Source organism: Alistipes finegoldii DSM 17242, from assembly GCF_000265365.1.
Classification (GTDB): domain Bacteria; phylum Bacteroidota; class Bacteroidia; order Bacteroidales; family Rikenellaceae; genus Alistipes; species Alistipes finegoldii.
Window position 1 is genome coordinate 110,703 of sequence record NC_018011.1, and the last position, 12,807, is coordinate 123,509.

A 12,807-nucleotide genomic window follows, 5' to 3' on the forward strand; every position below is an offset into this window, starting at 1 on the left:
AAAGTAAAAATGACTACCCAGATCAAATTTACCACTGCCGAAGAAGCCGTCAAGGTTATCAAATCGGGCGACCACGTACACCTGAGTTCCGTGGCTTCGGCTCCCCAGTGCCTTATCAACGCCATGTGCGCGCGCGGCGAGGCCGGTGAACTGAAGGATGTACACATCCACCACCTGCACACCGAAGGCCCGGCGCCCTATGCCGACGAGAAATTCGAAGGCGTGTTCCAGCTCGACTCGTTCTTCGTGGGCGGCAACGTCCGCAAAGTGACGCAGAGCGGCTACGCCGACTACATTCCGATTTTCCTGAGCGAGACGCAGCGTCTGTACCGCTGCGGCGCGGTTCCCTGCAACGTGGCGATGATTCAGGTATCGACGCCCGACAAACACGGCTTCGTATCGCTCGGTACCTCGGTAGACGCGACGCTGGCTGCCGTGGAGACCGCCGATTACGTGCTCGCCGTGGTGAACAAGCACGTTCCCCGCGCCTTCGGACAAGCCATGATCCACTCGTCGAAGATCGACTACTTCGTGCAGGACGACACTCCGCTGATGGAGGCGCACTTCTCCGAGCCGAACGAGACCGAGACGGCCATCGGCAAGCACTGCGCAGCCCTGATCGAGGACGGCGCGACGCTGCAGATGGGCATCGGCGCCATTCCCAACGCCGTGCTGGCGCAGCTGGGCGGCCACAAGAACCTCGGCATCCATACCGAGATGTTCGCCGACGGCGTGCTTCCGCTGGTGGAGAGCGGCGTAATCAACGGCGAAGCCAAGAATATCGACAAGGGCAAGATGGTCTCGACGTTCCTGATGGGTTCGCAGCGCGTCTACGACTTCATCGACGACAACCCGGCCGTATTGATGATGGACGTGGGCTACACCAACGATCCCTACATCATCTCGAAGAACGACCGCGTGACGGCCATCAACTCGGCCCTGCAGGTAGACATCACGGGGCAGGTATGCGCCGACTCGCTGGGCACGAAGTTCTATTCGGGCGTCGGCGGCCAGATCGACTTCGTATACGGCGCATCGCTCTCGAAGGGCGGCAAAGCCATCATCGCCATGCCTTCGGTCACCAACAAGGGCATTTCGAAGATCGCTCCCGTGCTCACGCCGGGCGCAGGCGTCGTCACGACCCGCAACCACATCCACTGGTTCGTAACCGAGCACGGCGCCGTAGACCTCTACGGCAAGACGCTGCAGGAGCGTGCCCGCCTGATTATCTCGGTGGCCGATCCTTCGGCTCAGGAGGAGCTGGACCGCGCCGCTTTCGAGCGTTTCGGCCAGCACCACCACTACGTAAAGAACTACATGAGCAAGTAATAAATTATTACGCAATCGAGAAGCGCCCCTGTTACAGCGGGCGCTTTTTTTGTATCTTTACGCAAACAAAAACACCCCGAAATGAAACGATACGCCTGTATACTGCTTGCACTCCTGTTCGCCGGATGCGCCGCGTCCCGCAGGAGCGCCGTCGCAACCGCTCCGCAGGAGAAACAATACGCCGTCATTCTTTCGATGGACGCATTCCGCTGGGACCTCGCAGGCCGCAGCCACACGCCGACGCTCGATTCGCTCGCCCGCGTCGGCACCTATGCCGAAATCTACCCAGTCTATCCCTCGAACACCTTTCCGAGCCATTACGCCATGGCCACGGGCCTGCACCCCGACCACCACGGGGTCGTGAACAACGGCTTCTACGACCGCACGCAGGGACGCCGGCTCTCGGTTTTCGACTCGCTGGACGTCCGCACGCCGGGATTCTGGGGCGGAGAGCCGATCTGGAATACGGCGGAACGGCAGGGGCTTACGGCCAACATCTTCATGTGGCCGGGCAGCGAAGTCCCGATCGGCGGCCGTCAGGCGACCGTCTGGACCCGCTACTCGTCCAAACCGGACTACTACCAGCGCGCCGACTGGGTGATCGACGCCATGACGCGCCCCGAAGCGGAGATCCCTGAGCTGGTGATGTGGTACTTCGAAGAACCCGACGCCGCGATGCACACCTACGGCCCCGAATCGCCCGAAGCCGTGGGCCGCGCCGAGCATATCGACTCGGTGCTCCGCTACTTCTTCCGCGAAATACGCCGCTCGCCCGTCTTCGACCGCATCAACTTCATCGTCACGGCCGACCACGGCATGGCCGGGCTTTCGCCCGACCGCTACATCAACCTGCTGCCGCTGCTCGACACGGCGCAGGTCGTGCGTGTCGTTCCGGGCACGCCGTTCGGTCTCGAAGTCAAGGAAGAGTATGCGGACCAAGCCGTGCGCACACTGCGCCGCACGGGCCATATGAAGGCATGGCGGCGCGAGCGGATGCCCCGCCGGTTCCACTACGGCACCCACCCCACGCGCCTGACGAACGTCATCGTCATTCCCGAAACGGGCTGGACGCTCGACTACGCCCCGCAGGACCGTCCCGTGCGCAAACGCGGCACGCACGGCTTCAACAACCGCGACCGGGATATGCACATGGTATTTTACGGCTCCGGCCCCGCCTTCCGCAAGGGCTACCGACAGCGATCGTTCCAGAACCAGAATATGTATCTTATCCTCTGCCGGCTGCTGGGCATCGAACCGGCCCCCAACGACGGGGAGTGGCGCGACATAAAACGCATGTTCAACGAAAATTAGAAATTATTTTTCTATATTTGCATACAAGACAAAAAACTGATGCCTATGGAGAGATAATTGCACAATTTTTTCTGTTTACCAGATTTACACGTGCCGATCCGCACTAAAAGCGCCGGTACATACATATAAAAAGCGCCAGCTTTTATTCATACATCTTGAAACTTAGGACACTTCAAACGGTAGTTGTGAATAAAACGGACGCTCACGTTACTGCGTGGGCTATACTGTTTTATTTGACTACCAAGGTATCCTAAGACCGCAAGATGCAAATAAAAGTGTAGTCCCACGTTTTTTATATGTCCAGCACAATGAAACCGCCGAGGGACTGGCACTTCAATACCAGCAAGAAACATGAAAAAAATTTATTTCTGCCTTCCGGCAATCCTGACAGGCGTCTTACAGCTTTCAGCACAGGACATCATCACCAAATGTAACGGCGAAGAAATCGCAGCGAAAGTCGCCGAAATAGGCGACACGCAAATCAAGTACCGGAAATATGAAAATGCGCAGGGACCGCTCTACACTCTCCCGGCATCAGAAGTTTTCCTTATCCGATTCGAAGACGGAACCCGCGAGGTCGTAACGCCGCTGGACGCCCCGGCAGTCTCACCGGCCACGGCTGCGGAAACGACCGGGACGGAGAGCAGCACAACAGCTCCTGCGGCTGCGAATGAAAATTACGCACAGATCAACCGGAGCGTAAAGAGGACGAAGGAGCCGCTTCGAGACAAACATTTCTATATCGGACCGCGTGCCGAATTCGGATATGCGGCAATAACGTCCAAAAGCGGAAATATATCGGGCCCCGTCTGCTCGGCCGGAGTGATTGCCGAGTATATGTTCGACAAAATGAGTCCGCACGGTGCGGGTGCGGGAATCAGCTACGACATGTATATGTTCGAAGAGGATTTTGACCTGAACTGCATGAATATAGATTTGTATTACGTCTATCGGCCGCGCGGCCGCTGGAATTGCTTTGCAGGGTTCAAATTCGGAATCCCGGTCAAATCCGAAGCGTCAGGCGCCGACCTGAAAACAGTGACGAATACGGCCGTCGGTATCGAGATGGGCGCCGGATGGGCCACGCGGCATTTCGATCTCGGCGCGGCAATCTTCATGAACTTCAATAGTACGCTTGATATATCCGAAAGCAATCGGATGGTAGGTGTCAAACTCCGGATAGCATATCGCTTTTAAGCCATGAAACAGTTACTGTCATTCATCGTATGCTGTCTGATCGGAGCAAGTTCGGCAGCACAGGATATCATCCTGAAACGAAATGCCGAGCAGATCGAAGCCGTCGTGAAAGAGATTACCGACACCGACGTCAAATACAGGAAATTCACGCATACCGAGGGCGTCACCTATTCCATAAGACGCAGCGAAGTGTTCTCGATCACCTATGAAAACGGCACCAAGGATCTTTTCGCAGATGAAAAACCGCAGGCTGTCGCCGCGAGCTATCCCTACCCACCCGTTTCCCGCAGCTATTCGCTCGGAGAGCTGTTCGATGAGGGCGGTATCCGGGGCATTGTCATCCGGGTCTCAGAAGATGGCAGGCACGGACTGCTCCTGTCGCTCGTGGAAGGAAAAGCAGCATGGGGTTTTATTAACAAAAACCCATTGAAAGAAAAAGGCTTTGCGAGCGGCTGCACCGATATCGAAGACGGATGGAAAAATATGCTGGCCATACGGGAATTAATCGCAAACACGGACTTATTGTGGTCGAACCTGCCTGCATTTTCGTGGTGCAAGGACCTCGGTCCGGGCTGGTATCTTCCGGCACAAAAAGAACTGGAGTCCATATGGAATTTCGGGAGAAGTAATCCGGCTTACTCGTATAAGGAGCATAAAGAGGCCATAGAAAACCTGAATTTACGGCTTGCGGAATACGGCCAGCCGGAACTCGGCCGTATGCGCGACTATTGGAATTCGACGGAAGCAGATGCGAAGAGGGCGCATATATTGGTCTTTACCAATGCACCCTTCAAAAGCTACACAAAAGGAACAGAGAAATTCGCCGAACGCTTCGTAAGGGCCGTTCACAAATTCTGAACAGAGAGTTCTGATGGGGTGAGGGCCAAGCGGTCCTCACCCATTCTTTTAAAATCGAATAAAAGGCTTTGCGACATTCCCGCTAATTACGCCATATTCGCCAAATCGGGCAGCCTAGTCCCTCAACAGGCCAACAAGGACCGCCCCCATATGCCGCCCAGATACGCCCCCTCAAACAGATCGGCAGGCAGAGCCTTGCCTGTAACAGCGGCTTCGTCCCGCCCCGAAGGGTCAGCGATCGTTTTTCAGAAGCTGACAGCAAAATTACAAGCACAAAAAAAGGTCAGACCTTTCGATCTGACCTTGAAGAGGCGGCTACCTACTCTCCCACGGGAAAACCGCAGTACCATCGGCGTAAGTGAGCTTAACTTCTCTGTTCGGAATGGGAAGAGGTGGGACCTCACTGCTATAACCACCTAAAAGAACGTTTTCGATAAGCGAGTACAAAGAGAATTTATTCACTTTGTCGAGCGAAGAAAACGAAGGACGAAGTCCAACGTTGCTTCAAACTCATCGAAGCCATGCGAGTGATACTTTTAGCTATCACAATCCGTCGCACTCGGTATGAGTTGACATATTAGGGAAATGAGATAAAGAAATCTGTAAGAAAGCCGTTCGGGTAATTAGTACTGCTCGGCTTTGACATTACTGTCTTTACACCTGCAGCCTATCAACGTAGTCGTCTCCTACGCCCCTCAAGGGAAGACTTATCTTGGGGATGGCTTCGCGCTTAGATGCTTTCAGCGCTTATCCAAACCGAACGCGGCTACTCGGCGGTACACTTGGCAGCATAACCGATACACCGGAGGTTCGTCCAACTCGGTCCTCTCGTACTAAAGTCAGGACCCCTCAATCTTCCAACGCCCGCAACAGATAGAGACCGAACTGTCTCACGACGTTCTGAACCCAGCTCGCGTGCCACTTTAATCGGCGAACAGCCGAACCCTTGGGACCTTCTCCAGCCCCAGGATGTGACGAGCCGACATCGAGGTGCCAAACCGCCGCGTCGATATGAGCTCTTGGCGGCGATCAGCCTGTTATCCCCGGAGTACCTTTTATCCTTTGAGCGATGGCCAGTCCACGCAGAACCACCGGATCACTATACCCTGCTTTCGCACCTGATCGACTTGTTGGTCTCACAGTCAAGCACCCTTATGCTATTGCACTCTACGCACGGTTACCATTCGTGCTGAGGGTACCTTGGGAAGCCTCCGTTACTCTTTTGGAGGCGACCACCCCAGTCAAACTACCCACCAAACGGTGTCCCCTCTTGAGGGTTAGAACTCAAATACACAAAGGGCAGTATTTCAACGTTGACTCCACGAATACTGGCGTACCCGCTTCATAGTCTCCTGCCTATCCTACACATTGTGTACCCAAATTCAGCGTTAAGCTATAGTAAAGGTTCACGGGGTCTTTTCGTCCCGTTGCGGGTACCCGGCATCATCACCGGGACTACAATTTCACCGAGCTCACGGTTGAGACAGTGTCCAGATCGTTACACCATTCGTGCAGGTCGGAACTTACCCGACAAGGAATTTCGCTACCTTAGGACCGTTATAGTTACGGCCGCCGTTTACTGGGGCTTCGATTCAATGCTTCTCTTGCGATGACATCCCCTCTTAACCTTCCAGCACCGGGCAGGTGTCAGGCCCTATACGTCTTCTTTCGAATTTGCAGAGCCCTGTGTTTTTGATAAACAGTCGCCTGGACCTCTTCGCTGCGCCCACCTCGCGGTGGGACCCCTTTTCCCGAAGTTACGGGGTTAATTTGCCTAGTTCCTTAACCGTGATTCACTCGAGCACCTTAGGATACTCTCCTCGACCACCTGTGTCGGTTTACGGTACGGGTGACATATACTATAACTTAGAAGATTTTCTCGGAAGTCGACTTGGGTGCACTATCAAATTGCCCGTAGGCTCTCTGTACTGTCGGGGTTCAGCAAGGACTAACTCTTAATCTGTCCCTATACCTACGCCCTTTAACCACCTATTCCGTCAGGCGGCGGCACTTACGTTCCTTCGTCTCTCCATCGAGGTATATGTCAGTATCGGAATATTAACCGATTATCCATCGAGATCACCGTTCGGCTTACCCTTAGGACCCGACTAACCCTGATCCGATTAGCGTTGATCAGGAAACCTTGGTCTTGCGGTGTGCGGGTTACTCTCCCGCATTATCGTTACTCATGCCTACATTTGCTTTTCCATACGCTCCACCAAATCTCACGATTCGGCTTCGACGCTGAATGGAATGCTCCCCTACCGCACTTTCGTGCCCAGAACTTCGGTGGTATACTTGATGCCCGTTTATTATCCACGCTTTGTCGCTCGACTAGTGAGCTGTTACGCACTCTTTGAATGAATAGCTGCTTCCAAGCTAACATCCTAGCTGTCTCTGCAACAAAACATCGTTAGATCAACTTAGTATACTCTTGGGGACCTTAGTTGCTGGTCTGAGTTGTTCCTCTTTTGTGACCGGACATTAGCACCCGGTCGCTCACTGCTGTAAATCATACTACTGGCATTCGGAGTTTGTCAGGATTTGGTAGGCGGTGAAGCCCCCGCATCCAATCAGTAGCTCTACCTCCAGTAGACTCTTTATTACAACGCTGCCCCTAAAGGCATTTCGGGGAGTACGAGCTATTTCCCAGCTTGATTAGCCTTTCACCCCTACCCTCAAGTCATCGAGAAGCTTTTCAACGCTTATTCGTTCGGTCCTCCAGTTGGTTTTACCCAACCTTCAACCTGCTCAAGGGTAGATCGCAAGGTTTCGCGTCTACAACCACTGACTAAACGCCCTATTAAGACTCGCTTTCGCTTCGGCTCCGTGCATCCGTGCACTTAACCTCGCCAGTGATTAGTAACTCGTAGGCTCATTATTCAATAGGCACGCCGTCACAGCACGAAGCTGCTCCGACAGGTTGTAAGCGTATGGTTTCAGGTTCTATTTCACTCCCCTGTTCGGGGTTCTTTTCACCTTTCCCTCACGGTACTGGTTCACTATCGGTCTCTTGGGAGTATTTAGCCTTACCGGGTGGTCCCGGCAGATTCAGACAGGATTCCTCGTGTCCCGCCCTACTCAGGATACTGCTATCGCATAACGTGCTTACCTGTACGAGTCTTTCACTCTCTGCGGATGAACTTTCCAGAACATTCCAGTTGACAGTCACTTGAATATTGCAGTCCTACAACCCCATAATTGCCGTAACAAGTATGGTTTAGGCTTCTTCCCGTTCGCTCGCCGCTACTTAGGAAATCGATGTTTCTTTCTTTTCCTCCTCCTACTAAGATGTTTCAGTTCAGAGGGTTGGCCCACTTTCGTGTGCTAGGCCTTCTGCCTAGCGGGTTGTCCCATTCAGAAATCCTCGGATCAATTCTCGTTTGCAAATCCCCGAGGCTTATCGCAGCTTACCACGTCTTTCGTCGCCTCCAAGAGCCTAGGCATCCCCCATACGCCCTTTATTACTTTCTTACATTCATCATAACCCCTATTGTAATTATGATGACCTTATCTCATCTCCTTAATTATGTCAATGAACGTTGCAAATTTTCATTTGCCGAGAACAGTACTCGGTTCGAACCTACGCCTAAAGCGGTACTGTTATAACGTTTCTTTGAAGTGAGCAGCTAAATTTACCTTTGAAACAAGGCTCCAGAAAGGAGGTGTTCCAGCCGCACCTTCCGGTACGGCTACCTTGTTACGACTTAGCCCCAGTCACCGGTTTTGCCCTAGGTCGCTCCTTGCGGTCACGAACTTCAGGCACCCCCAGCTTCCATGGCTTGACGGGCGGTGTGTACAAGGCCCGGGAACGTATTCACCGCGCCATGGCTGATGCGCGATTACTAGCGAATCCAACTTCACGGAGGCGGGTTTCAGCCTCCGATCCGAACTGAGATAGGCTTTCGAGATTGGCATCCCCTCGCGGGGTAGCGGCCCTCTGTACCTACCATTGTAACACGTGTGTAGCCCCGGACGTAAGGGCCGTGCTGATTTGACGTCATCCCCACCTTCCTCTCGGCTTACACCGGCAGTCCCGCCAGAGTGCCCAGCTTGACCTGATGGCAACTAACGGTAGGGGTTGCGCTCGTTATGGGACTTAACCCGACACCTCACGGCACGAGCTGACGACAACCATGCAGCACCTAGTTTCGTGCCCCGAAGGGAAATCCTGTTTCCAGAATCGTCACTAACTTTCAAGCCCGGGTAAGGTTCCTCGCGTATCATCGAATTAAACCACATGTTCCTCCGCTTGTGCGGGCCCCCGTCAATTCCTTTGAGTTTCATTCTTGCGAACGTACTCCCCAGGTGGATAACTTATCGCTTTCGCTTAGTCACCGACTGTGTATCGCCGACAACGAGTTATCATCGTTTACTGCGTGGACTACCAGGGTATCTAATCCTGTTTGCTCCCCACGCTTTCGTGCCTCAACGTCAGATATAGTTTGGTAAGCTGCCTTCGCAATCGGTGTTCTGTATGATCTCTAAGCATTTCACCGCTACACCATACATTCCGCCTACCGCAACTACTCTCTAGTTCAACAGTATTAGAGGCAGTTCCGGAGTTGAGCCCCGGTATTTCACCTCTAACTTATCAAACCGCCTACGCACCCTTTAAACCCAATAAATCCGGATAACGCTTGGATCCTCCGTATTACCGCGGCTGCTGGCACGGAGTTAGCCGATCCTTATTCGTACTATACTTTCAGGCTCCTACACGTAAGAGCGTTTACCCTAGTACAAAAGCAGTTTACAACTCATAGAGCCGTCTTCCTGCACGCGGCATGGCTGGTTCAGACTTGCGTCCATTGACCAATATTCCTCACTGCTGCCTCCCGTAGGAGTTTGGTCCGTGTCTCAGTACCAATGTGGGGGGTTAACCTCTCAGTCCCCCTATGTATCGTTGCCTTGGTGAGCCGTTACCTCACCAACTAGCTAATACAACGCATGCCCATCTTTAACCACCGGAGTTTTTAACCCAAGAAGATGCCTTCTCGAATGTTATGGGGAATTAGTACCAATTTCTCAGTGTTATGCCCCTGTTAAAGGTAGGTTGCATACGCGTTACGCACCCGTGCGCCGGTCGCCACCAAAGTATTGCTACCTCGTGCTGCCCCTCGACTTGCATGTGTTAAGCCTGCCGCTAGCGTTCATCCTGAGCCAGGATCAAACTCTCCATTGTATAAATAATGTTTTGTTTTAAATCTTTCGCTCTAATCTCAAAGGTATTGTTTGAAATCACTCTCTTGCAAGAGTGGAAAAAACTTTTAGCTGCTCAAATACTTCAAAGAACGCTGTTCGATTATATTGCTATAAAGAACAAATTCTCTCTTTTTGCCGGGTTTTGCCTTTCGGCTTTCCCCGTTGTTCTGACCGCGATTTTTCAGCGGAAAGTGGTGCAAAGATAAGTCATATTTTTTGAACCACCAAATCTTTTTGAAAGAATTTTTTCAGAAATTTTCAGAACCTTTTCTTTTATCGTTTCGAACCGTATTTCTTATTCGAAGCGGGTGCAAAGGTAAGTCATTTTTCTGAATCTCCAAAAGATTTCGGAACTTTTTTCAAAATTTTTCAGAACCTGTTTTTGTGTTTCGGAGTAGTGTTTCTCTCTCGAAGCGGGTGCAAAGATAAGGGCATTTAATCGCTATTTCCAAATATTTCGGAGACTTTTTTTCAACATTTTCGGAGCCATTTTCACACCCTGCTATGCGTCAGCGAGTTAGTTGTGAAAAATTTTTAATATATTTGTCCCCACAAGAGATCGGACAGAATGAAACGAAGCTTATTATATATAGGTATACTTTTTTCGGCTGTTTCATGCGGCCGGAACGACCATGCACTGCAATCGGGCGACCTGCTCTTTCAGGCCGGAGAAAGTTCGGATATGACCGGAGCGATCACCGCGGCGACGGGTGAAAACGGACGGTTGAATTTCTCGCACGTGGGAATCGCCGTGGTGAAAAACGGAGCGGATTCGGTACTCGAAGCCACGACGAACGGCGGGGTCCGGCTTACGGCACTGCCGGAATTCCTCGCCCGGTCGGCAAAAATCGGCGGACGTCCGGCGGTCGTCGCCATGCGATTGAAGGATACTGCGGGAGTTTGCGAAGCGGTCAGGCGGGCGCAAAATTACCTCGGACTCCCCTACGACTACTCCTTCCGGCCCGACAACGGGAAATTCTATTGCAGTGAACTGGTCTGGGAATGTTACCGGACAAGCGACGGTTCGCCGATCTTCACGGCCCGTCCGATGAACTTCCGGGCGGAAGACGGCACGCTGCCGCAATTCTGGACCGAGCTTTTCGCCCGCCGGAGCGAATCCGTCCCGGAAGGCGTTCCGGGCACCAACCCCAACGACATGTCGCAGGAGAGAACGCTCCGCGAAGTATACCGCTGGTTCTAAACGATCCGCTCGACGGTCACATCGGGATTCTCACGCAGCAGATCGACATAGCGTTCTTCGTCGGCATTCCCCTTTGCCCGGATAACCAGCGTCGCACGGTATACGACGCCGTCGGGACTGCGCTGCGCCTCGACCTCATAGGAGATCACGGCGTATTCACTGCTTTGCAGCTCGTTGAACATGGCGTCGATCGCCTTGCGGTCGGCGGCCGAAAAGACGACCATGATCCGGCGGCGCCCCAGCCTGCCGAAAAAGAGCGTCAGCACCTCCAGCGCAAAGAGCGTAAGCAGCGTGGCCGCTCCGGCCACGACATACATATGTCCTCCGGCCGCAAGTCCGATTCCCGCCGTGGCCCACAAACTGGCCGCCGTCGTAAGTCCCCGCACCAGCTGCCGGTGAATGATGATCGTGCCGGCGCCGATGAAGCCGATGCCGCTCACCACCTGCGCCGCGATACGGCTGGGATCAAGCCGCAGTCCGTCGTGCGTGGCCAAAAAGCCCTCGAACCCATACTGCGACACGATCATCATCAGGGCGCTGCCCAGCGCGACCAGAAAATGGGTGCGGAATCCCGCATCCTTGACCCGGTACTCGCGGTCAAGTCCGATCACCGTGCCGCAAAGGCCCGCCACACACAATCTCAATATCAAATCCCACTCCATCTCCATAGTTCCGCGGTTTTATTCCCTATCAAATATAGTACAAATTATCGGGACGGACAAACCGGATGCCTGCGTGCATATGTGCCGGAACAGGCGGACGGAACGACAGGCCGACACGAAGAAGCCCTCCGCACGGAGCGGACACCCCTTGCGCCGGAAAACGTTTTCCGGTGAAAAAGAGGAGAATTTTCCGTCTCAAGGTTGCAGAGTGCCGAAATTTTCGTATCTTTGCAGGCTATGTTTAACTAATTAACTATTTACGACAATGCCGAAAATGAAAACCAATGCCGCTGCGAAGAAGCGTTTTACCTTCACCGGCACAGGAAAGATCAAGCGCAAACACGCTTATCACAGTCACATCCTGACCAAAAAGACGACGAAACAGAAACGCAACCTCTGCTATTCGGGTACCGTTTCTGCGGCTGACGAAGCCAAAATCAAGAACCTGCTCGTCAAGTAATTTCCGGGCGGACATTTTATTAATCGGAGCGAAACAGCCCCAAAGAATGCGGGAGAACCGCATCGCTGACAGCTCTTCAAAAACTTTACAGTATGCCACGTTCAGTCAACGTTGTTGCGTCACGCGCAAGAAGAAAGAAAGTTTTGAAACTTGCCAAAGGTAACTTTGGTTCAAGGGGAAACGTTTGGACCGTTGCGAAAAACACGGTCGAAAAAGGTCTGTGCTATGCTTATGCACACCGTCAACTCAAGAAGCGGACGTTCCGTTCGCTGTGGATCACGCGTATCAACGCCGCAGTCCGCGCGCAGGGAATGACCTATTCGCAATTTATCGGCAAAGTCAACGCCAAGGGCATCGCCCTCAACCGCAAGGTTATGGCCGATCTGGCGATGAACGAGCCGAAAGCATTCGAGGCAATAGTTAAAGCAGTTAAATAACCTCTCTGCGGAAAGGTTTATAGCGGCGGATACCTCGGTATCCGCCTTTTTTAATTCCGATATATAACCGGACGATGCGGTTTTCGATAAAATCGGCAGTAATTTCCGGATTTTATCGTACATTTATACACTTATATCTAAAACAAACCA

The 12,807-nt window shown here is 52.9% G+C and carries 8 protein-coding genes and 3 rRNA genes; 7 read left to right on the forward strand and 4 right to left on the reverse strand.

Annotated elements, in window-relative coordinates; genetic code table 11:
- Window positions 1–9 precede the first annotated feature (9 nt).
- From ALFI_RS00480 to ALFI_RS00495, 4 genes are all read left to right on the forward strand, one after another.
- Window positions 10–1,329, forward strand: coding sequence for an acetyl-CoA hydrolase/transferase family protein (locus tag ALFI_RS00480; RefSeq protein WP_009597260.1), 1,320 nt, complete (start codon window positions 10–12; stop codon window positions 1,327–1,329).
- Between the two features lie 81 nt (window positions 1,330–1,410).
- Complete coding sequence (locus ALFI_RS00485) at window positions 1,411–2,640, forward strand: alkaline phosphatase family protein (protein ID WP_014774340.1); 1,230 nt, start codon at window positions 1,411–1,413, stop codon at window positions 2,638–2,640.
- Window positions 2,641–2,991: 351 nt separating this feature from the next.
- The gene (locus tag ALFI_RS00490; RefSeq protein ID WP_014774341.1) at window positions 2,992–3,837 is read left to right on the forward strand and encodes a porin family protein; all 846 of its coding nucleotides are present in this window, start codon (window positions 2,992–2,994) and stop codon (window positions 3,835–3,837) included.
- A 3-nt stretch (window positions 3,838–3,840) separates the two neighbouring features.
- Window positions 3,841–4,695 carry a hypothetical protein gene (locus tag ALFI_RS00495; RefSeq protein WP_014774342.1) on the forward strand — a complete coding sequence of 285 codons (855 nt, stop codon included), beginning with the start codon at window positions 3,841–3,843 and terminating at the stop codon, window positions 4,693–4,695.
- Window positions 4,696–5,001: 306 nt separating this feature from the next.
- Here the strand turns inward: ALFI_RS00495 and rrf are convergent.
- The 3 genes from rrf to ALFI_RS00510 all read right to left on the reverse strand — a co-directional run bounded on the left by rrf (window position 5,002) and on the right by ALFI_RS00510 (window position 9,877).
- Window positions 5,002–5,115: ribosomal RNA gene (gene rrf / locus ALFI_RS00500) — 5S ribosomal RNA — on the reverse strand.
- A gap of 182 nt (window positions 5,116–5,297) precedes the next feature.
- Window positions 5,298–8,169: ribosomal RNA gene (locus tag ALFI_RS00505) — 23S ribosomal RNA — on the reverse strand.
- Between the two features lie 184 nt (window positions 8,170–8,353).
- Window positions 8,354–9,877, reverse strand: a 16S ribosomal RNA gene (locus ALFI_RS00510).
- The 16S, 23S and 5S rRNA genes sit together here, the layout of an rRNA operon.
- A gap of 588 nt (window positions 9,878–10,465) precedes the next feature.
- Between ALFI_RS00510 and ALFI_RS00520 the strand changes: the two genes are divergently transcribed.
- The gene (locus ALFI_RS00520; protein WP_009598774.1) at window positions 10,466–11,098 is read left to right on the forward strand and encodes a YiiX/YebB-like N1pC/P60 family cysteine hydrolase; all 633 of its coding nucleotides are present in this window, start codon (window positions 10,466–10,468) and stop codon (window positions 11,096–11,098) included.
- Here ALFI_RS00520 and ALFI_RS00525 read toward each other — a convergent pair.
- Window positions 11,095–11,766 carry an MgtC/SapB family protein gene (locus tag ALFI_RS00525; protein ID WP_009598799.1) on the reverse strand — a complete coding sequence of 224 codons (672 nt, stop codon included), beginning with the start codon at window positions 11,764–11,766 and terminating at the stop codon, window positions 11,095–11,097. The two genes, ALFI_RS00520 and ALFI_RS00525, sit on opposite strands and share 4 nt — an antisense overlap.
- A 259-nt stretch (window positions 11,767–12,025) precedes the next feature.
- Between ALFI_RS00525 and rpmI the strand changes: the two genes are divergently transcribed.
- On the forward strand, window positions 12,026–12,220 hold the full coding sequence (gene rpmI, locus ALFI_RS00530; RefSeq protein WP_009598828.1) for a 50S ribosomal protein L35: 195 nt from the start codon (window positions 12,026–12,028) through the stop codon (window positions 12,218–12,220).
- Between the two features lie 92 nt (window positions 12,221–12,312).
- Window positions 12,313–12,657, forward strand: a complete 345-nt coding sequence (gene rplT, locus ALFI_RS00535; protein ID WP_009598791.1) for a 50S ribosomal protein L20 — start codon at window positions 12,313–12,315, stop codon at window positions 12,655–12,657.
- The last annotated feature ends 150 nt before the right edge of the window (window positions 12,658–12,807 follow it).